Below are 21,594 nucleotides of genomic sequence, written 5' to 3'. Positions count from 1 at the left end.
AGAAATAAAAAAATTAATTTTAATGGTCGATCCGTCAATGGACACCACGCTACATACAGCGAAACTGACTCCGACCGGTTTGAACGATGAGCATGCCTTTGAAGAATTGTACAGGCACTTTTTTGTTCGTTTATTCCGGTTCTGTTATGCCATTGTCCATGAGAAAGGCCCAGCCGAAGAGATCGCCAACGATGTCTTTCTCAATCTGTGGAAGCGGCGAGGGGATCTCCCGGCGATCGACAACCTGGAAGTCTATCTCTACGTCTCCGCAAAAAATCATTGCCTCAATCATCTCCGCCGTCAGCGCCCCCAATCCTCCTCGCTCAGCATCGAAGACATCAACGAGGAGGCCCTCCAGTTCCAGCCCGATCCCGAAAGCCTGCTGATCGGCGCCGAGACCCTCAAAAAGGTCATTGCCGCCATCGACCAGCTGCCGCCGAGATGCAAGCTCATTTTTAGATTGATAAAGGAGGATGGCTTGAGATACAAGGATGTCGCCCGGCTCCTCGATCTCTCCGTCAAGACCGTCGAAGCGCAGGTCGCCATCGCCGTGCGCAAGATCGCGCAGGTGCTGGGCCCTACTCAAGTTTGAATACCACGGGTTGGATCTTTATCGCTTCCCGCGGCTGGCCGCCGACCACTGCCGGCTTCCACTCCGGCATCTCCCGGATCACCCGAAGGGCTTCCGCATTGAGATGTTTGTCCGTCGTATAGGTCACCCTCGCGTCCATTATCTGTCCGTCCCGGGTCACCCGGAACTTCACAACCACGGTTCCCTGGATACTATGCTTCACGGCATAGTCGGGATATTTCAGGCTCTTGTTGAAGTAGCGGAGCAGTTCCGTTTTTCCGCCCGGGAATTCGGCATCCTGCTCGAACACCTTGCCCGCCTTGTTCGGCGTACCGTCCTCGTTGAAAAGTACGAGGGAACTCTCTTTTCCGGCCTTGTACACCGCTGTTCCCGCCACTTTACCCGAGGGAAAGTAGGCGGTCCAGGTGCCCGTGCGTTCTCCGCCAAAGTTCTCGCCTTTTAGCATCACGTGGCCACGTTCGTCGAAAAAGGTCTCGGGTCCGGTGGCTTTTCCTTTGTCAAAAGTGCAGGATCGGAATTCGACGCCTTTGTCATTCCACCAATGGAAGACCCCCATCTGCACCTTCATCGAGTCATCGGCGTAAAGACCCATCATATCCGGGGCGCCGGAACGATAACGGATCGCTACCGCCCAGCCCGAATCCGTCTTTGTCTTTGTCACGATATATTCGGCGCTGTCGGCAGTCGTCTTTTTCCAGATGGCGTTGTACCCAATCGTTTCCTGGGCCCGGGTGGCCTGCCAGGTCAGCAGCCCCGATAACAAGAAGAGGAGATTGCGCTTTTGCATAGTTTGATTATAATTCTGTTATAAGGCGGTCTACGAAGTGACGGGTCATCGCGCTGATGTTGGCGTCATATTCGCTGAGATGCTGCTTGGTCAGATTGCGCAGCGACTTGAACATTCCCAGGGTCAGCGTCTTCTCCTGGTCGGCGATCGTGATGCTTCCCTTTTTCAATTCCTCGTTGTTGGCGCCCAATAGGCGGTAGCCGATAACCATATCCTTTTGTTCGGGCTGCACCGATAATCTTTCCCAGCCGACCATCGTGACGATCACCCAGATGATATGACCCTTGTCATCCACGACGAAAACCTGCGGGATTTGTTCGACGGTGAGTTCCAGCCGGTTGCCGTTCAGCTTCTGCTTTAGGCCATGACTCGCATAGGCCAGCAATGTCGACGTGAAGTTGTCGATGGCGATCTGCGGGTTGAGCGTGCAGGTGTTCCGGTAATCGAATTGCCAGTAGAACAGCAGTGGCAGCAGGTGACTGGTATTCTTCCGGGTCTGGGAGAGATTTACTCCCGTTTCCGGCAGGGCGGAGGAGACGACAATGGATTCCGTCTTTTTTCGCTGTGACAACGGAGGCTCTTCGGAATAATGCTGAGCCACCCATTTATTCACCTTGTGCGGCCCGAGACAACTGGAAAGGCTAAGTGCTATGACGCCCCAGACCACTGGAAGCGCCCTCTTTACGGCAAAATTCAACATTGGAATGTGCAGATGGGGTTAAAATTGGCGCAAAATAAAAAAAATCTGCCTTTGCTTTAGGAGACTGAGTGATCGTGCGATTTGACGGATAGTCGTGTCGGTTTGGGTGATAAGCGTGTCCGAACGTCCGGGGCCAGCCGGCAAAACAAAAAAAAGGCCATCCATTACCGATGTAATTGGATGGCCTTGACCCTTTAGACAACCTGTCGCAAATCGTAAAATAGGTTATGGCCGGGCCTCTGGGGAATATGTTACGGTACGTTCGACTTCAAGCGTTCTTCAGGGATACGGATATTGTAGCGGGAAATTTCAAAGGATGGATTTCGCGGGTTTTTCAAGGTGAATTCAGTTGCTTTTCACGGATCGGTTTCAGACGGTTTTAAGGGATTGGATGGTCTTCAAGGGATTGGATGGTTTTCAACGGATTGGATTGGTTTTCAAGGACAGTTTCGGATGGTCTTCATGGATCGGATCAAATGATTCTCATAGGGCGGATTCAGGTTTCTTTCTTCTAAGCGGCTTACATATATTAGTCATCGCAGGGAGTTCCGGTGTAACCGTGATCGACAAATTATTTTTACCGCAAGAGCATCGCTCAGCGCACCCAAACAAAAAATTGTGGAAAACTTGCAGCAGGGAGGAAAAAGACGAGGGCGAAGAAGTCCAAAAAGAATACCTATCTTGAGTAGTATTCCTTGCATACCATTCCGGGGCAGAGGTTCCCCCTGAATGGTTTTTCCAAACCAAGCTTTTACGAATGGATAACTGTGTCTGACGACGATGTCAGAGCCAGATTCTTTTGGCCAAAGAATCCGGCATCGTTGAAACCCACAGGACCGCATGGCCCCCTATTGACCCGAAGACAATTGTACATTTTTGTAAAAATACAATTTATTTGGCTTTTTAAGGCCACAGATTTTACAACAATCAACGATAATTTGCCAGAGCAATGTTACAATAAAATACAATGAAGTACAAATTTTTTACAATAAATATTATCCATATGGCTCCAAAAGGAAAGAAATCCGACGCCCGTGTCCCCCTCTTCAGGGAACTCTATTGGAAGATCAGGGCTATCCCCATCTCCAATGATATGATGGCCGCAAGACTAAACATGGGCGCCGCCAACCTCTCCAGTTACGCATCGGCCGGGGGCAAGACACCCGGTCCCGTATTCCTCAAAAAGTTCTTTCTCGAATTCAAGCCCGAGATCGTCCAACTCGGTTACAAGCTCGACTACGAGGACACGGCCGCCGGTACCGCGGGCGATCCGCCGCTGGGAACGTATGCCCCCCGGGCCGAAGAATTTGCCCGCCTGCTTGATTCACACAAAAGATTGTCCAACAACTTTGATAAAATCGTCGAGACCCAACGGGTCATCGCCAACAGCAACGATCGGATGTCAAAGAGCAACTATATCCTTGCCATCACCACAAAGAAGGTGGTCGATAGGCTGCATCCCGATATAAAACTGGGCCGGCCATACCGAAATAAAAAAGATAATTGAAAGTCGTGAATCCGCGGGGCCGGCATATTGTTCACCGTCGCCGGCCCGGCTTCCCCCAAAGCGCCGGCGCAAAACCCACCGCCACCACCGACGCAATGATCCCCTGTCCCAGCACCGTCGCCGGCGCACCGATCCGCTCAGAAACAGCCCCCACCAGCAGACTCCCCAGCGGGATCATCCCAAAGATCGCCATCAGCAGGATGCCGATCACCCGACCTCGCATGTGCGGCGCCGATTCGGATTGAACGAAGATATTGCTCACGGTATACTGTGCGATGCTTCCGAATCCCATCCATACCGCCCAGAACAGCGCCAGCGGCAGTCGCGTCGTCTCCGCGAAGGCGATCAATCCTCCCGCCAGCAGCAGGGTGCTGACAAGCAGGATCTTTTTGATCGGCGCCTGCGGCGATCGCGACGCCAGGTAGATCGTCCCGACGACCGAGCCCACTCCCACAAAGCTGTTGATATAGCCAAAGGTCGAGGCATCGCCTTTAAAGATCACCTTCGCAAAAATGGGCAACACGGTGTTGTACGGTAACACCAGCAGGCTGACGATGCCCAGCATAAGGATCATCGTCCCGATATCCCGCCGCTCGGTCAGATAGCGAAAACCTTCCGCAAATTCCGCCAGCGCGTGCCGTTCCGTTCGCTTCGGCTGATGCGCGGGCAGGGTCATCAACAGGAGCGAAACGATCACCGCCCCAAAGGTCGCCGCGTTGAGGAGAAAACAGATCGGCGCCCCAAACGTGCTCAACACGATCCCCGCAAGGGCCGGCCCCAGCAGCTGCGCGAGACTCGCCGTAGCGGTGGTCAGCGCCAGCGCGTTCGGCAGATCGGCCTTGTCCGCCACGACATCGTTGATCAGCGATTGCCGCGCGGGAACGTCGAAGGCGTTGATGATCCCCAGCAGAACGCTCAGCACCAGGATCGCCCAGACGACGTTATGCCCCGAAAAGGCCAGTGCCGCCAGCCCTACAGATTGGATCATCGAAGCCACCTGCGTGATCCGGATGATCCGGTACCGGTCGTAGCGATCTGCCGCCACCCCGCCGGCCACCGAGAAAAGGAAGGAAGGAAAAATCTCGCAAAAGATGGTCATCCCGATCAGAAAGGCAGATTGCGTTAGTGAGTATACCAGCCATACCACCGCCGTGCGCTGCATCCAGGTGCCAAACTGCGACACTGCCCGGCCGATAAAATAAAGCGTATAGTTTCTGCTGCGAAAGGCGCGGAAAAGATTGAACTCGCTGACCTTCTTCATGGGACCGTGAAGGTAGGAATAAAAAAAGACCACCCGTTACGACGTAAGGATGGCCTTCGGCTATTCTTCTTCTAAAAACAACAACGCGTTGGCGACTACTAACCAGGCCAACTAACATTAACACTAAGCTAAAAATTTTAATTTGTTCCTCCGTCCACAATTCAACGAACGTGTCGATTACCCATTAAACCGTGTTGTTTGGAGCCATAAACGGTTCCGGTCCCGCCGGCAGCCGGCGGTGCGGCGGCCTCCCTGGCCTGTCGTCAATAGTAGATATAGCTCTTCACCACCGACGACCCATTATCCACCGCATCCGTCTCCTGCGTCACCCGGCCGGCGTTATCGAAGACGTAAGCGTAGGTCACCGTCGCCGTTGGATTACCCGATCCATCCTTGACCGTCATCGTAGCGGGCAGATATTTCGCCTGTGCAGGCCAATAGATCGGCGTAGTCGCCAGTTGAAACGTTTTGTTGGTATAGGTGTAGGTGGTTATGGAATTGATACCACCGGAGCCGTCCCCTTCCACATCCTTTACCAGGTTGCCATTGTTGTCATAGGTGTAGTCGTTCCGGCGAAATACAAAAGGCAGGCCGCCGGAATAGTCGTAGGTGATCTTGCTGATCAGGACATTGCCGTTGAAGATGTATTTCTCCGTCGTCGTATCGTGCGAGTTGTTGTATTGCCAGGTACTGTCGACTACCGTACCGCCTTTGATAAAGGCAAGCTCATGAATGGAGAATTGACCATTCTCGTACAGATCCAAGGTGAAGCTGGCCGTTCCATTATAGGCGTAGGTCATTTTCAGCGTTCTCGAGGTCATGGTCGTAAGCCGCCCGTCGGCGTCGTAGCCGAGACTAAAGGTGTCGGTCTGGTCAAAGGGCGTCCCATGGACGGCTTCGACGTACGACTTTATTCGGTTGGGGTTGGCGGAAGAGTTGGAGTTGCTGCTCTTCTTGCAGGAAACGTACAAACAAAATACGGCCAGGACGGCCAGGTGGAGCTTGCGGGTCATTAGGGTTAAATTAGATAACGAATTTAAGCAAAAACCTGCCCCCGTACTTTTAAGGGCACAGAACTAAACCAGCGTGTAAAAAAGTCGGGAAACCGTGTCGATATCGGTGATAGATGTGAAGCAACCCCGCGCTGTCAATGCTGCCCGAGATAGCTGATGGCGCATCCAACGCCAGGTCGTCCCCGCGCAGATACGCCTGGGTCGTCTTGCAGGGATTGATGTGAATTCCCGGAAAAAACGCCTCGAATAGGCCCGATCAGTACGTAAAAGTCTTCACCGTCACCTCGCCATCGTCCTCTGTATCGGTCTCCATGATGAGCCGGCCGGCGGAGTCGTAGACATAGTCAAAAGTGATGGTTCGCTTAGAGCTCGTTCCATTGGTGATCACCTGTGTTGCAGGCAGATTCTTCGCCGGCACGGGAATATTCGCGGGAAAGACGATCGGTAGCGGACCGGGCTTATTGGTGTAGGTATATTCGTTGACGTATTGATATGAGTTCTGGCCGTCGGTTTGAACGGTCTTGATCGTATTTCCATTAGCGTCGTATGTATATGCCACGACAAGAAAGATACCTGGCGTGCCGCCGTAAATCCAGGACAATGTTTCTTTGCTCAAAAGGCCGCCACTATACTCATATTTCCCCACCATCGAGTCGCTCGGATCTTGTATCCGAAAACTGCTGTCGATCCCTTCATTCGTGAAAAAGTCCTTCTCGTGTATCGACGGCTGTCCGGCCCCCACGAAATTCCATTCAATGCTTGTAGTTGTAGGATAGGAAAAAGTATATTTTAGGTTCTGGGCGATGGCGCCGGTCATTCGGCCTTCCTTATCGTAGGCGAGCTGAAAGGTATCCACCCGGGAATTCGACGGTGAATGATAACTCAATAGGTAGAGTCTGGGTTTGTTGGCAGGGACAGGATCGCCGGAAGCAGCGGGTGTGCCATTCTTCTTGCAGGACACGACTAAACAAAACGCGGCCAGGAGGTTCAAAAGGGGCTTATTGCTCATCAGGGTTTAAATTGGCCCGCGAATTTAATAAAAAACCGGCCTCCGTTCGTCGCGGACAATACTGACTACACCGCCGTGCAAAAAACCCAGGAATTCGTGTCGATCCGGGGGTTATTGTGCTACACCACACACCCCTTGCGGATTACAATTTAAATGTCTAGTTTACCTGGGCAAAAACCCCTCCACCATGTCCTTCGGTCTTACCCCTAACTCCTCCATGGATATCGGCCTCGACGGCCTTCATCCTGCTCAATTCATTGCCCTATCGGTCAACGTCGCCAATGCCCTGGATTGGGACATCCGCTATATCAGCGAAAGCGGCCTGATCGCAAACACCTCGAAAAAGACGTGGAAGCGAAAGCAGGAGGTCACCATCCGGATCGCCGATGACATCGCCAATGTCAGGAGCGTGTCCATCGGAAACGAGATGTACGATCGGGGCGCCAATCGCAGGAATGTCCAGCAATTTTACGATCTCTTGTCGGAGCAAAGGCTTGCCACGTCAGGGGAGGAATTGACACAACAATTCGAGTCCCTGAGGCCAAATGTGGCGAGCGGCAAGGGTGACCTCCTTCAAGGCCCTGCGCCAACCGCAAAGGACCAACGCCGGGCGTTTCTTTCCTTATTCATTCCACGGGGCGGATTCTTCATCACCCCGGTCATCATCGATATCAATATCACCGTCTTTATCCTGATGGTTTTGAGCGGCGTCAATCCTTTACTGCCGGGGACGCACAGCCTCATCCAGTGGGGCGGCAATATCCGCTATCTGACCCTGGATCACGAGTGGTGGCGGATCATCACCTGCTGCTTCTTGCACATCGGCATCTTTCATCTTTTGCTCAACATGTACGCCTTGCTGTACATCGGCATCCTGCTGGAGCCGCAACTGGGCAGGGGGCGCTTCTTATCCGCCTACCTTTTTACAGGCATCATGGCCAGCCTGGCCAGCCTCTACTGGCATCCCCACACCCTTAGCGCCGGCGCCTCCGGCGCCATCTTCGGGATGTACGGGGTATTCCTTGCCCTGTTGACCACCAATCTCATCGAAAAGAAGCGCCGGTCGGCCCTGTTGAGCAGCATCGGCATTTTCGTCGGATACAATCTTTTGGTCGGCAGCAAGGCCGGCGTCGACAACGCAGCCCATATCGGCGGCCTCCTGAGCGGGATCGTCATAGGGTATCTCTTCTATCCCAGCCTGAAGCGACCCGAAGCCCCTGCGTTAAAATACTCCGGCATCGCGCTGGCGGGCGTCGCCGTCCTCCTCACGACGATCGTCGGATTTAAAACCATCCCCAATTACTACGGCCAATACGATGTGAAGATGCGGCAGTTCGGCAAATACGAGCGGCTTGCACTGAATGTGTTCAATCACAATAATTCACAAACGCCGCAGGACCAGTGGGTCAAGGCTCTTCGCGATACCGGAATCTATAATTGGAACCGGGCGCTTGAGGCAGTGAACCAGGCCCGGCAACTGCAACTTCCCGCAGCCCTTAAGTATCGCACCGATACCCTGATCGAATACTGCCACCTTCGCATTGCGAGTTACAACTACTTTATCGAAAAGATCAAGCATACCGAGCCCGAAGGCACCGACTCGGTCGCCATCTACAATGCGCTGATCGACGATCTGATCGCCCCCTTAAAGGCGCCGGTCAGGAACTAAATAATTTCCCCGATTGAGGCAAATTTTACTCAAACCGGCAGAACTCCCACTGGCACAATATTTACCCCCGTGCCTATATGCCCATCCACAAAAGAACCCGGTTCTTCCTCCTGTCCGCGCTGGCGCTGATCATCCTGGCCGTCATCGGCTGGCAATTCTATAAATACCGGCTTGTCCACGAGAAGATCGCGCAGGCCGTGCAGGAAAAGACAAAAGGGCTCTATCTTTTGCATTACGATCATCTGGCCTTCGATGAGGTCGCCGGCATGCTCCACGTCAGCAACATCGACATCCGGCCCGACACCGCTGTGTATCAGCAGATGGTGAGGGACAAGACGGACCCGCACATGCTCCTGCAAATACAGGTGGATTCGCTCGATATCGCGCGGGTAAAAACGCCAATGGCCCTTCTCAACAAAGAACTGGAAGGAGGCACGGTTATGGTCTCAGGCGCGCGGATCAGGATCATGATCCGGCATTTTAAAAAGGACACCACGGTTTACAATCCCGCCCCCGATCTGACGCAACAGTTGCTGGGGAAGTTGTTGAAAATAGCCGTCGACAGCGTACAGATCAGGGATGCATCCGTCCTCGTCGGCAGCCTGGATAGCTCCACCGTTTATTTTCGCGGGAACAAGGTGTCCATCCTGCTGTCCCATCTTCTCATCGACAGCAACGCCAAAAAGGACAGCAGCACCATCCTTCTTTCGCGTGAGCTGACCCTCGGCTGTAAGGAGTTGCAGCTGCCTACCGGCAACAAAAAATATACTGTCGGCGTCGACAGCCTGCTGTTCACCAGCACGGACAATACCCTGCGGGTGGCGCAACTGACGCTCAGGCCCCGCCTTTCGGAGACGGCGTTTGCGGCATCCTTTCCGGCCCAGAAGGACCGGTATGATTTTTTGCTCCGGCACATCGCGCTCCGGCATATCGACAGAAAGGCGATCTGGCGCAAGGCCATCCGGGCCGATAGCCTCGTCATCGGCGAAAGTGCGTTCAAGGTCTACCGCGACATCTCCCGCCCGCCCGATACCACCAGCAAGGTCGGGAAATACCCGCAACAGCAATTGATGCGACTTCCCTTTCCTGTTTCCATCGGCAAGATCATTTTTGACCACTCCTTCATAGAATACAAAGAGAAGAACGGCAAGAGCCACAACAGCGGGAAAGTTCAATTTTACGACGTCCGGGCCGCGATCCATAATGTCACGAATCGCCGCGCCGACCGGCAAAAAGACAACCGGTGCGTCGTGGACTTCCGCGCCAGGTTCCTCGATAAGGCGCCCGTCAACGCCCGCCTCGTCCTGTTCCTGGGGGACCCCAAAGGCAGGTTCACCATCGAAGGCGATATTGGCGGCATCGCCGCTGCCCATCTCAATCCCCTGATCGAACCGATGGGCCTCGCGCGGCTCGACCGGGGCGAGATAGACCACCTGCGATTCGCCATCCGCGGCACCGATTCCACCGGGGATGGCCGCGTGAGCCTGTCCTATAAGCATCTCAAGGTCTCGTTGTTGAAAAAAGATAAGGATCAGCCCGGGTATGACAAGAAAGGGCTCGCCAGCCTCTTAGCCAATATCGTAGTCAACAACTCCAGCCCCGCCGGCGGACCCGACCCGAAAGAAGTTCATTTCCAGCGCATCCTGAACAAGTCGATGTTCAATCTCATCTGGAAGACCCTGTTCACCGGCATCAAGAAGTCTGCGGGAATGAAATAGGCCAAACGAAATAGACCGATGGATACCACCAAAGATACCCGTCACACCATAACCGCTGCGGGGCAGGTGTTGCGGACCGCGTACCGGCTGTTCCGGCAAAACGATCCGCTGCGAATGGCCGCGGCCACCTCCTTTTTCGTCAGCTTCGCGCTGCCGCCGATCTTTTACGTGCTCATTATCGTGCTGGGGCTTTTCGGCAACCGGAAGATCGTTGGTCACGATCTGTTTCAGCAGTTGAGCGTCGGCCTTGACAGCAGCATTGCCGCCCAGGTGCGGGAAGTAGTGAGGAATATCCGCCGGCTACCCCTTAGCCTGGGCATGCAGATAGGCGGGTTCGTTTTTATGTTGTTTGTCGCCACCACACTTTTCGAGATCGTGAAGAATTCGATCAACCAGTTGTGGAAGATCAGGGGAAAGGCGCAGCAGGGCGTGGGCTTCGTCCTGCTCAACAGGATCCGCGCGGTGGTGGTCATTCTGCTGGCGGGCATCCTGTTCTCGGTTGTCCTGTTGGGCGATGCCGGCGGTTGGCTGCTCCCGCTACAGGTGAATGCGATGTACTACCGGGTGATCATGTTCGTGGCTGTGACCATCTGGTTCTTTGTGATCCTGAAATACCTTTCGTACGGCCGCCCGCAGGCAAAAATCGCCTGGTCGGGCGCCGTCTTTACGACCCTCCTGTTCGCGCTAGGGCAGCAGCTGCTGCAGCGCCTGTTGAACTATGACAGCATGAAGATCATCTATGGTACGTCCACGGCTCTGGCCCTGTTGCTGTTGTTCGTCTTCTATTGCTCCTTTATCTTTTATTTCGGGGCCTGCTTCACCTGGGCGCTGGGCCAAAGGGTCGGGCTGCCGATCCAGCCGTCGCGCCATGGGGAGGTGGTCGAGGCGGGTCCTATCCAGAGATAAGCAGCAGGGGACGCTTTTTTGATACTTTTTTAAAATGATTGATTTGTCCTATTCCGGGGATTAGGTATCAATTGTCCCCCCTTTCCCGGTTAAGCAGCCAACCCGCCTTTCTCATCATTTTTGTCCGCGGCAATGATTTTAGGTATGTAATCCCGTCGATCCGTGCATCCTACCCGAAACCGCCGCTTATGTCCAAAGACCTGTCTCTATCCATCCTGACCCCCTGCTCCGAATCCTGGGAGGCGATGTCCGCCAAGCCCGCGGGCCGCTTCTGCTCCACCTGCAGTAAGACGGTCGTCAACTTCGCCACGATGACCGATCAGCAGGTACTCGATTGGTTAGCGCGCCACACCGGATCCGTTTGTGGACGTTTTCACCCGGATCAACTCAACCGGCCGCTGACTGCGCCATCGCCAAAGAAGCCACGCCGCTATTGGCATTATCTCATTGCGTTGCTGTTTTCTTCCTCGGAACTCGCCGCCCAGACCCAGCCGGCGCGGCCGACGACTACCCAGCAGTTGCCCTTCGGCCGGGAAAACCGGTACCTGCTGGGTGACACGGTGATGGTTTCCGGGCTGACTTCGCCGCCAGCCATCCTTCATGGGAGGCTGGTGGATGAGAGGGGACGCCCGGTGCCCTATGCGACGATCATGTATAAAGAACATAAGGGCGTCGCCGCGGATGCCGATGGCCGCTTTTCCATCGCGACCGCGGATCTGGCCGGCGTTCGTACCCTGACCATCACCGCGGTGGGTTACGAGACGCTAAAAGTCGATGTGAACAACTTGGATTTGAGCGCTGTCATGCAAACCCTGCCACCCATGAAGATGGAAACCGTGCTGATGGGCGACGTAGTCACCGTGGTCCGGCATCGCAAAAGGAGGCCCATAGCCGATACCCTTGCCAGGATCAAAGACACCGTCGCCGCCTGTTTCAGCCCGGTTAAACAGAATTTTACGATCTACCCCAATCCCGTCGCCCGCGGCAATTCGATCACTATCACCGCGCAGGTCGACAAGCCCGGGACCTATGTCGTACAACTTTTCGACCTGTCCGGCACCCTGCTCCAATCGACGACCGCCGCCCGCGAACAGTTATCCCGCGCCATGCAGCTCACCCTTCCCGGCAGGCTTTTACCCGGAACCTATATCCTTCGCATCTCTCATCCCGCAATGGCAAAACCATACACACAATCCATCATCGTCCTTTGATCCGGGCAGATCTGTAAGAGCATTTAAGGTATTGTGATCCGTTAAACGAACCGTTCGGCTTTTCCGAACAGTTGAACTCCTCTACGATTGTTCCAGGAGTTTCTGCATCAAATTGGATAGCGGGATTGCAGTGATGGCTTCTCCCATGGGAAAGGTCTCCAGACCCGAGTAAACAACAAAGCGCTTATCGGGTTTTATATCCTCGCAGCCGGCATAAAACCCTTTTGAAACCGATGGCGCTGAACTACGCTTGATCTCAATAGCCCATTTTTCGCCACCCGGAAATTCCAATACCAGATTTATTTCAGCGCCGCCCGGTGTGCGATAATAATAAGGCTGGACCCTTGAGGGAACTACGGACATAAGATTTTCGATGACAAACCCCTCCCAGCTTCCTCCAACTACAGGGTGACCTAAAAGACCATTATAGTCCGGGATATTGAGCAATGCATGCGTAATACCACTATCGCGCACATAGATCTTGGGAGATTTAACCAGGCGTTTACCCACATTGGTTGTCCAGGGTTTCAGCCGCCTGACCAATAAGAGATCGGTCATCAAGTCAAGATAACGACCAACGGTGGTGCTGGACACATCTAAGTTTCTCGCGAGTTGTGAAGCGTTTAATACAGCGCCCTGGTTATGGGCCAGCATGGTCCAAAACCGTTCGAGTGTTTCGGCAGGGATTCGCGGTCCCATTTGAGGTATGTCGCGCTCGAGGTAGGTTCTGACAAAATCATGGCGCCAGTCCAGACTGTTTCGATCCGAGGCCGACAACAAGCTTTCCGGAAAGCCGCCGCGAACCCATAAGCTATTTAATTTGTCGAGGCTGTTGCCGGCAAATTCGGCAGCATCAACCGGATGGAGTTCCAGGTACGCAATACGCCCTGCCAGCGATTCACTGGATTGCTGTAAAAGATCAATGGATGCAGCGCCCAAAAACAAGAATTGCCCGGCCCGATTCCCCTTTCTGCGTTGCTTATCGATAATCCCTCTTAGGGCCGCGAATATCTCAGGAAGACGCTGGACTTCATCGAGTACGATTAGCTTGTCACTATTTTCGACATGGAAAGCTTCGATATCCTGTACTTTTTGCAAATCTCTACGGTTTTCTAGGTCAAGATAGACGGAGGGAGTGGTTTCGGCGATATTGAGAGCAATTGTTGTCTTACCTACCTGGCGCGGTCCCAATAATGCCACGGAAGGACTGCGCTTCAGTGCTTCGATAATTTGAGATTCCAGTCGCCGCTTAATCATCTGCAAATTTAACATTTAATGTTAAATTTGCAGACTTGAAATTCAACCCTAATATCTTAAGTTGACTATCAATAGTTTAGCCCACTCTCAAGGAAATAGCAGCAATCCGAAAAGTGTTCCATTGGCCTGACTATCCGATAGAAAGTATCGTGGCAACAAGGTTACTTCGTGATAAAAGCAAGGGAAATCCAACAAAAAGTCCAAAAGGACGGAGTCCAGGCGCCACCACATCCAATCAGGTAATATTGCCGTTATGAAGCAAAAACAATCGGCAAACGAGAAGCGTGGTGCAGAGCAATACTATGAGCGCTGCGACAAGATAGGTCTTTGCCTTCGAAAGCCGGCCTCGCATATAGTTCACTTTCATCAGATAATAAAAGATTGGGCATATTAGTACAATAGCGGAAAGAGAATAGGCCAAGTTTAGCCATTTATCCAGACTCGCTGGGTAATTCCCATCACCAACGAATCCCCAAAGAACGAAAACCATAAGGATGTTCATAATAAAGTAGGTAAGTACTACTGCGAGTAGGGCGACAGCGAGCAAATGGCCGATGTCAGTTTTGGCATTGACAATCGATTTGAACATAGATATGAAGATACAATTCAGTGCCAACTCTTTCGTATATTCCCACTTTATTGCACCAACGCACCTAACCCTTGAACCTCTCCGAAGAACAAATTCTTGCCCTCGCACCCGATGACTCCTCCCGGAAATCCGGCAGGGACCTCGCCACTCCCGCCAAATGGGTCACTAAAGGCGCCACCGACGCTGCCCTCTGGGGCGAATGCCAGGGCAGCGGAAGCAAACCCTATCAAACGCAAATAGACCTCAACAACCTTGCCTTCAAGTGCTCCTGCCCCAGCCGCAAGTTCCCCTGCAAGCATGGCCTCGGCCTGCTGCTCCTGCGCGCAAGACAGCCACAAGAATTCGCCGCCACCCAACCCCCCACCTGGGTCACCGAATGGCTCAGCAAACGATCCGAAAAAGAAGAGAAGAAGGCCGAAAAGAAAGACAAACCCGTCGACGAAGCCGCCCAGGTCCGACGCCAGCAGGCCCGCCAACAAAAGGTCGCCGACGGCCTGGATGAGCTCAACATATTTATAAAGGACATTGTCCGCCACGGCCTGCACAGCCTCCCCGGGAAAGGCCCCGGCTTCTGGGAGAACATGGCCAAACGAATGATCGACGCCCAGGCCCCCGGCCTCGCTTCACAACTCAAATCCATCGCGGACATCAATTTCTTTCAAGAAGGCTGGCAGACGCAATGCCTCGACCGCATCCTCAAACTGTATCTCATCATCCAGGGATACAAACACCTGGCGTCACTCGCGCCCGCCCTTCAACAGGACATCCGGTCGCTCATCGGCTTTCCGCAAAACCAAGATGAGCTAAAGGCACAGGAAGGCGTCCGTGATGAATGGTTCGTGCTTGCCCGTCAAACGAGTGAAGAAGACAAGCTCATCGTCGAACGCAATTGGTTCTATGGGCTAAAGACACATCGCTACGCCCTCATCCTGCAGTTCTACGTCAAGAACCAGCCGCCCGCTGCCAGTTATACACCCGGATTGGTCGTCGACGCCACGCTCGTGTTTTTCCCGTCGGCCGTGACCTTACGCGCCCTCGTGAAGGATCAGTACAACACCTGGAAGGCCAAAACCCATCCCGAAGGGTTGAGTGACTGGACGGCCGTTATCGAACGCGAAACTGCCGCCAATGCACGCTATCCTTTCGCGGAAGACTGGCCCTGCATCGTCACCCGGCTAACACCCCTATCCATCAACAACGAATGGTGGCTGCAGGACGACCGGCAACAATTGATGCGCCTCCGCGCCAGGGAAAGCGCGACCTGGAATCTGCTCGCCCTCAGTGGCGGGGCCCCAATGCGCATGTCGCTGATCGGCAAAGAAAAGGAGTACACCCCCCTGGGCGTCTGGACCGATAACGAATACAAAATACTCTGATGGAAGCCTGGAACGATATGATCAATACCGCGCTGCTGGGAACGGAGAAAATGCCCCTACCGGCACAGGCCGGCATCGGGGCGCTGCAACAGGCCATGGCGCAGATAAATTCACAGGCGGGCCTCGACAAGGAAGAGCAGTTTCTCCAACTGGCGGCTGTCACCTTCAACGTCCGTCAAAGCGGCACCAAACCCCTGCACCAGCCCACGCCGAATTGGATACAAGCCGCGGCCGAATCCCTCCCCTATTGTTCGACAAGAGCCGCCCAGGTGCTGAAAGACCTCCTCGAGGACGAATACCAGCCCCTCGTAAATCTTTGGCTCGAGCGCTGCATCGCCGCGAAGCGAATCGTCATACCCGAGCTGGTCCCCACCCTCTTAAACCGCGCAATCCAGCACAAAGAGATCCGCCCATCCGTCGCCACCGTCTGCGGCTGCCGGGGCCAGTGGCTCAGCCGCTTCAACCCCGCCTGGGAGTTCACCAACACCACCGGCGAAGAAGAATTATGGCACACCGGCAACCTCGACCAGCGTAAGGCAGCCTTGAAGCGGATGCGTGAAAAAGACCCCGCCAAAGCCCGGCAGTGGCTGGAAGGATCCTGGCCGCAGGACAACGCCAATGCCCGGGCCGAATTCCTCAAACAACTCGACGGCGCGGTTCAACCCGAAGACGAACCCTTCCTGGTTGGCGCACTCAACGAGAAAAGTCAGAAAGTAAAGGACGCAGCCATCGTCCTGCTGCAGCAATCGCCGGACAGCATCCTGGTAAGAAACTACGCGGAAACCGCCGGGCGGCAAATCACGATAAAGAAGGAAAAAGCGCTGCTGGGCCTCTCGACAAAAACCACGTTACATATTCAGCCGGCCCCGGTGCCTGAAAAGGCAGCCTGGCTCTCCGGCATCGACTACCTCAGTCCAAACAAAAATTACAAGGATGAGGAATACGTCCTTTACCAGTTGATCCAGCATACTCCACCAGCCTTCTGGGAACAGCATTTCGCACTGTCCCCGGTCCAGATCCTCGAATATTTCACAGGGCCGCATGAAAAATATTTCTCCGCCTTCGCCAAAGCCGCCGGTCAATTCAAAGCTGTCGACTGGGCAAAGGCCATACTGCTCGTGCAAGGCGAGGGTCAATTTGGACAATACACCCCGCTGCTGCAACTCTTACCCCTGCCCGAACAGGAAGCCCGCATCATCCGGAGTCTGCACAAACATGAGAACAGCGAAGCCCAGCTACAGAAGGCCATGCGATGGCCGGAAAACTGGAGCCACGAGCTGGCAAAAGAGGTCATCAACTACACCGCGAAGCAGCCCTATAAATGGACCCTTCATTTTTATAAGGATCAAATCACCCGGATCCCGGTTTCCATCGTACCCCAATTAAAAAATTTCGCTCCGGCGGAACCGGCGCACGCGCAGATGTGGGCAACGCTGGCCGACCAGCTCACGCATCTGCTCCGGCTCAAAGAATCCACTCAAAACGCCTTTAACGAATAAAATTATGTCCACACTATTAAGGCAGCATGCCGAACAATTATTCGCCGAAGAACTGGCCGAACTCGCAAAGCAGGACACCGAAAAGCGTCCCGCCAATTGGAAGCTGTCTCCTGCCGGCGTCGTCACCTATCTCGTCGGTGGGAAACTCAGGAACGGTTTTCAGGTCACCCCCAAGTACATCGGTAACCGCCGCCTGATGGAGATCGCCGTCGCTACCCTCACCACCGACCGCGCCCTCTTACTCTATGGTCTGCCCGGCACGGCCAAGAGTTGGGTCAGCGAACATCTTGCCGCGGCCATCAGCGGCGACTCCACGATGATCGTCCAGGGTACCGCCGGCACGAGTGAGGAGTCGATCCGCTATGGATGGAACTACGCGCGTCTCCTCGCCGAGGGTCCCAGCGAAAAGGCCCTCGTCGAAACACCCGTCGCCCGCGCCATGAAAGCCGGAAAGATCGCGCGCATCGAAGAGTTGACCCGCATCGGCGCCGATGTCCAGGATGCGCTCATCACCATCCTCTCGGAAAAATCCCTGCCCGTCCCCGAACTCAATATCGAGATCCAGGCGATCCGGGGTTTTAACGTTATCGCCACGGCCAACAACCGCGACAAGGGCGTCAATGAACTATCCAGCGCCCTCAAGCGGCGGTTCAACACCGTCGTGCTGCCGGTGCCCGAAAGCATCGAGGAAGAAATGGATATTGTCAAAAGGCGTGTGGATAGTTATGGTGGCGGCATTGAGCTGCCCGCAGAACCCCCGGCGCTTGCGGAGATCCGGCGCATCGTCACCATTTTCCGCGAATTGCGGGCCGGGGTCACCACCGATGGCAAGACGAAGATCAAGGTCCCCAGCGGCACCCTCAGCACCGCCGAAGCCATCTCGGTGGTCAACAGCGGGCTGGCCATGGCCGCGTATTTCGGGGATGGACGGCTGACCGCTGCCGATCTGGCCGCCGGCATCATCGGCTCCGTCGTCAAAGACCCCGTACAGGATAAACTCGTCTGGCAGGAATACCTCGAGACCGTGGTCAAACCCCGCGATGAGTGGAAAGATATTTACAGGGCTTGCAGAGACATGGGCGTATGAGCGTACACGTATTAGGCATACGGCACCACGGTCCCGGTTCGGCCCGGCATGTCCGGCAGTTCCTCGAGGAATTGCAGCCGGATATCGTCCTCGTCGAGGGGCCGCCCGAGGCCGATGCCCTCCTGCAATGGGTGGGGCATGCGGAGCTCAAGCCCCCCGTCGCGTTATTGGTCTATCAGCCCGACAGCCCGCAGGAGTCGTCGTTTTATCCTTTCGCCGAATTCTCGCCCGAATGGCAGGCGATCGCTTATGCCCGGAAGAAAAATATCCACGTGCGGTTTATCGATCTCCCGGCCACCAACCGGTTTGCCTTCAAGGAAGCCCCGCGCGAACATATCGACCCTATTGCTGAACTCTCCGCCGCTGCCGGCCATCCCGGCCGGGAGGTATGGTGGGAACAAACTTTCGAATACCGCCGCAGCCACGAAGACGTCTTCACGGCCGTGCAGGAAGTGATGGCCGAGCTCCGCGAGGCCTTCCCGGATCAATCAGACCAACTCACAAAAGTCCGTGAAGCCCATATGCGCCGTACCGTCCGGCAGGCGCAGAAGGAGATGTTCGATCGCATTGCCGTCATCTGCGGCGCCTGGCATGTGCCCGCGTTGGTGGGGATGCCGCCGCAGAAAGAGGACAATGAATTATTGAAAGGCCTCAGCAAGGTCAAGGTCGAGTGTACGTGGATACCCTGGACCTATGGCCGGCTGAGCTATGCCTCCGGTTATGGCGCGGGCATTGCATCATCGGGCTGGTACGAGCATGTCTGGCATCACCCCAATGATGATGGAACGCGATGGATGGCCAAGGTCGCCGCGTTGTTCCGCAAGCAAAATATGGACACCTCCGTCGCCCATGTCATCGAGGCGGTCCGTCTCGCCGGGTCGCTGGCGGCGTTGCGCGGGTATTCAAAGGCGGGGTTGGAGGAGTTGAACGAGGCGACCCTCAGCGTCCTCTGCAATGGCGAGCCGTTGATGATGGCCGTTATTGAGCGGGAGCTGATCGTCAGCAATCGCATCGGCGAGGTGCCGACGGAGATCCCCAAGCCGCCGTTACAGGTCGATATTGAAAAACAGCAGAAACGGTTGAGGCTCCCGCCGACGGCCGACTTCAAGGACTATACACTTGATCTGCGGAAGGACACCGATCTCGAACGCAGTATCTTCCTTCACCGGCTGCAGCTGTTAGAGATCAAATGGGGCCATCGCTCCGATGTTTCCGGCAAAGGCACCTTCAAGGAGCAGTGGCGCCTGCAATGGGACCCCGCGTTTTCGATCGATATCATCGAAAAAGGCAACCAGGGCAACACCGTCGGGGAGGCCGCCGGCAATTACCTCATTCAGCAGGCCCGCGAAGCGGCGTCCCTTTCCGAGGTCTGTGCGCTGCTCGAAAATGCGTTGCCCGCCGAGCTACCTGCCGCCGTCGAGATATTGATCCAGCGCATCAACCATCTGGCCGCCGCTTCCGCCGATGTGGTCCAGCTGATGGAAGTCATCCCCGGGCTGGTCAATGTCACCCGGTATGGGAATGTGCGGAAGACCGACGCCGACCTCGTTTTGGGCATTGCAACGAGTATCATCGTCCGCATCTGTATCAGTCTTCCCCCCGCCTGTACGAATGTCGATGACGACGCGGCGGCCCGGCTGACGGAGTTGCTGTTCAAGCTGAACGAATCCGTGAATTTGTTGCAGGAGGCCTCCATTCTCGCCGAGTGGCAACAAGCGTTGGCGCAGATCGCTAGTGGTAAGACTGTGGCGCCGGTGATCGCCGGCTATGCTACCCGCCTGCTGATGGACTATAAGTTGTTGGTAGGGGAGGAGTTGGTGCGCCGATTCGATTTTGCCATGTCGGCGGCCACACCGCCGGCGATCGCCGCGGCCTGGCTGGAGGGATTCCTCAAGGGTAGCGGGACCTTGTTGTTATTGGATAACCAGTTGTGGAGCGTGGTACATGGCTGGGTAGCGGGCCTGGACTCTGACAATTTTGTGCAGGTGTTGCCCTTGTTGCGGCGCACGTTTTCCCATTATACGAATGCGGAGCGGCGGAAGCTTGGGGAGAAAGTCCGGTCCGGCGATGCGGGCGGGGTCTCCAGGGGGGCCCTGGCAGCCGATTTTGATGTCGAGCGGGCGGTGCGGGGCATACCTGTCGTGATGCAGTTGCTGGGGCTGCCGTTGTCTGCGGCGCCTGCGTCCCCGGGTGCGGGCCAACAGACGGGCTTTTCCTCCAGGGCGGAATCATCCAACTCGAACCTTCAAAATGAGATCGATGAATAAGGAAGAAGATCTGCGAAAATGGCGGCTGATCCTGGGTGGTCAGCAAAATGACGGAACCGGTTTCGCCCTGGACGGGCAGGACCTGAGCATTGACAGGACCCTGGAGGCGTTGTATGACAGTCCAAAGCAGGGAGGCCTCGGCCCTTCGTCGCCGAATGTCAGCCGGTGGTTGGGCGATATCCGGACGTTCTTTCCCAATAGTGTGGTGCAGGTGATGCAGCAGGATGCCTTGAAACGACTGAACCTGACGCAGATGTTGTTCGAGAAGGAGACCCTGGAAAATATTGCCCCCGATGTGCAGCTGGTGGCGACCCTCATGACCCTCAGCAAGGTCATTCCCGCGAAAACGAAGGACACCGCCCGGCAGGTAGTGCGCAAGGTCGTGGACGAGTTGATGAAGAAGCTGACCCAGCCGACGCAGCAGGCTATCACCGGGGCCCTCAACCGCAGCACGCGCAACCGCCGTCCCCGCCACAATGAAATCAACTGGCACGCCACGATCCAGAAGAATTTGAAGCACTACCAGCCGGACTACAAGACCATCATCCCCGAAACCCGCATCGGCTATGGCCGCAAGCGCCAGTCGCTGAAGGATATCGTGTTGTGCATCGACCAATCCGGCTCCATGGGCAGTTCCGTCGTCTACAGCGGCATTTTCGGCGCGGTGATGGCCTCGATCCCCGCCGTCCGCACCCGGATGGTGGTGTTCGACACGGCGGTCGTCGACCTGACCGAAGAATTGACCGACCCCGTCGAGCTCCTGTTCGGCGTCCAGCTCGGCGGCGGCACCGATATTCATCTGGCGCTAGGGTATTGCCAGCAGATCATCACCCGGCCCCTCGACACGGTGATGGTCCTCGTCACAGACCTCTATGAAGGGGGCAACCAGGAGGGGATGCGGAAGCGGGCAGCCGAGCTCGTCGCGGCGGGGGTCAACCTGATCGTCCTCCTCGCCCTCAACGACGACGGTGCCCCCGGCTATGACCACGGAAACGCTCAATTTCTTTCAAACCTCGGCGTCCCCGTCTTCGCGTGTACCCCCGACAAGTTCCCTGATCTCATGGCCGCGGCGATGAGCAAGCAAGATGTAGGACAGTGGGCTGCGAAGGAGGAGTTGGTGTTGAAAAAATAGCAAAAACTCTTAAA

At 55.3% G+C, this 21,594-nt stretch carries 18 protein-coding genes; 11 read left to right on the top strand and 7 right to left on the bottom strand.

What is annotated here, in order from left to right:
• Positions 1-22: 22 nt before the first annotated feature.
• Positions 23-592 carry an RNA polymerase sigma-70 factor gene (locus tag VHE34_RS08875; RefSeq protein ID WP_325586864.1) on the top strand — a complete coding sequence of 190 codons (570 nt, stop codon included), beginning with the start codon at positions 23-25 and terminating at the stop codon, positions 590-592.
• Here the strand turns inward: VHE34_RS08875 and VHE34_RS08870 are convergent.
• Positions 579-1,379, bottom strand: coding sequence for a TonB family protein (locus VHE34_RS08870; protein ID WP_325586862.1), 801 nt, complete (start codon positions 1,377-1,379; stop codon positions 579-581). The two genes, VHE34_RS08875 and VHE34_RS08870, sit on opposite strands and share 14 nt — an antisense overlap.
• Before the next feature lie 7 nt (positions 1,380-1,386).
• Positions 1,387-2,079, bottom strand: a complete 693-nt coding sequence (locus VHE34_RS08865; protein WP_325586860.1) for a hypothetical protein — start codon at positions 2,077-2,079, stop codon at positions 1,387-1,389.
• Positions 2,080-3,082: 1,003 nt separating this feature from the next.
• On the opposite strand from VHE34_RS08865, the gene VHE34_RS08860 reads away from it, so the two are divergent.
• A complete protein-coding gene (locus VHE34_RS08860; RefSeq protein WP_325586858.1) occupies positions 3,083-3,586 on the top strand; it encodes a hypothetical protein in 504 nt (167 codons plus the stop codon).
• Positions 3,587-3,617: 31 nt separating this feature from the next.
• On the opposite strand, the gene VHE34_RS08855 is transcribed toward VHE34_RS08860, so the two are convergent.
• The 3 genes from VHE34_RS08855 to VHE34_RS08845 all read right to left on the bottom strand — a co-directional run bounded on the left by VHE34_RS08855 (position 3,618) and on the right by VHE34_RS08845 (position 6,869).
• On the bottom strand, positions 3,618-4,847 hold the full coding sequence (locus VHE34_RS08855; RefSeq protein WP_325586856.1) for an MFS transporter: 1,230 nt from the start codon (positions 4,845-4,847) through the stop codon (positions 3,618-3,620).
• A gap of 263 nt (positions 4,848-5,110) precedes the next feature.
• On the bottom strand, positions 5,111-5,860 hold the full coding sequence (locus VHE34_RS08850; protein WP_325586854.1) for a hypothetical protein: 750 nt from the start codon (positions 5,858-5,860) through the stop codon (positions 5,111-5,113).
• 256 nt (positions 5,861-6,116) lie between these two features.
• Positions 6,117-6,869: a hypothetical protein gene (locus VHE34_RS08845; RefSeq protein ID WP_325586852.1), complete on the bottom strand. Its 753-nt coding sequence runs from the start codon at positions 6,867-6,869 to the stop codon at positions 6,117-6,119.
• A gap of 187 nt (positions 6,870-7,056) precedes the next feature.
• On the opposite strand from VHE34_RS08845, the gene VHE34_RS08840 reads away from it, so the two are divergent.
• From VHE34_RS08840 to VHE34_RS08825, 4 genes are all read left to right on the top strand, one after another.
• Complete coding sequence (locus VHE34_RS08840) at positions 7,057-8,538, top strand: rhomboid family intramembrane serine protease (protein WP_325586850.1); 1,482 nt, start codon at positions 7,057-7,059, stop codon at positions 8,536-8,538.
• Positions 8,539-8,615: 77 nt separating this feature from the next.
• Positions 8,616-10,256 carry a hypothetical protein gene (locus tag VHE34_RS08835; RefSeq protein WP_325586848.1) on the top strand — a complete coding sequence of 547 codons (1,641 nt, stop codon included), beginning with the start codon at positions 8,616-8,618 and terminating at the stop codon, positions 10,254-10,256.
• 18 nt (positions 10,257-10,274) lie between these two features.
• A complete protein-coding gene (locus tag VHE34_RS08830; RefSeq protein WP_325586846.1) occupies positions 10,275-11,162 on the top strand; it encodes a YihY/virulence factor BrkB family protein in 888 nt (295 codons plus the stop codon).
• A gap of 188 nt (positions 11,163-11,350) precedes the next feature.
• On the top strand, positions 11,351-12,373 hold the full coding sequence (locus tag VHE34_RS08825) for a carboxypeptidase regulatory-like domain-containing protein (protein ID WP_325586844.1): 1,023 nt from the start codon (positions 11,351-11,353) through the stop codon (positions 12,371-12,373).
• An 81-nt stretch (positions 12,374-12,454) separates the two neighbouring features.
• Here the strand turns inward: VHE34_RS08825 and VHE34_RS08820 are convergent, their stop codons facing one another.
• Together VHE34_RS08820 and VHE34_RS08815 are read right to left on the bottom strand one after the other, a co-directional pair.
• Positions 12,455-13,645 (bottom strand): ATP-binding protein, encoded by a 1,191-nt coding sequence (locus VHE34_RS08820; protein ID WP_325586842.1) that lies wholly within the window; start codon positions 13,643-13,645, stop codon positions 12,455-12,457.
• Positions 13,646-13,865: 220 nt separating this feature from the next.
• Positions 13,866-14,219: a hypothetical protein gene (locus tag VHE34_RS08815; RefSeq protein WP_325586840.1), complete on the bottom strand. Its 354-nt coding sequence runs from the start codon at positions 14,217-14,219 to the stop codon at positions 13,866-13,868.
• 71 nt (positions 14,220-14,290) lie between these two features.
• Here VHE34_RS08815 and VHE34_RS08810 point away from each other — a divergent pair, with 71 nt between their 5' ends.
• From VHE34_RS08810 to VHE34_RS08790, 5 genes are read left to right on the top strand one after another with little or no spacing between them, the layout of a single operon-like run.
• Positions 14,291-15,595 carry an SWIM zinc finger family protein gene (locus VHE34_RS08810; protein ID WP_325586838.1) on the top strand — a complete coding sequence of 435 codons (1,305 nt, stop codon included), beginning with the start codon at positions 14,291-14,293 and terminating at the stop codon, positions 15,593-15,595.
• Complete coding sequence (locus tag VHE34_RS08805) at positions 15,595-17,094, top strand: DUF5691 domain-containing protein (protein WP_325586836.1); 1,500 nt, start codon at positions 15,595-15,597, stop codon at positions 17,092-17,094. Before VHE34_RS08810 ends, VHE34_RS08805 begins: the two co-directional genes overlap by 1 nt.
• 4 nt (positions 17,095-17,098) lie before the next feature.
• On the top strand, positions 17,099-18,181 hold the full coding sequence (locus tag VHE34_RS08800; protein WP_325586834.1) for an AAA family ATPase: 1,083 nt from the start codon (positions 17,099-17,101) through the stop codon (positions 18,179-18,181).
• A complete protein-coding gene (locus VHE34_RS08795; RefSeq protein ID WP_325586832.1) occupies positions 18,178-20,448 on the top strand; it encodes a DUF5682 family protein in 2,271 nt (756 codons plus the stop codon). Before VHE34_RS08800 ends, VHE34_RS08795 begins: the two co-directional genes overlap by 4 nt.
• Positions 20,441-21,580: a VWA domain-containing protein gene (locus tag VHE34_RS08790; RefSeq protein ID WP_325586830.1), complete on the top strand. Its 1,140-nt coding sequence runs from the start codon at positions 20,441-20,443 to the stop codon at positions 21,578-21,580. The genes VHE34_RS08795 and VHE34_RS08790 overlap by 8 nt, the downstream gene beginning before the upstream one ends.
• Positions 21,581-21,594 lie beyond the last annotated feature (14 nt).

The organism is Puia sp., from assembly GCF_035546395.1.
Taxonomy (GTDB): domain Bacteria; phylum Bacteroidota; class Bacteroidia; order Chitinophagales; family Chitinophagaceae; genus Puia.
Note: the sequence above shows the minus strand (reverse complement) of the source record. Positions and strands in the feature narration are given on the sequence as shown.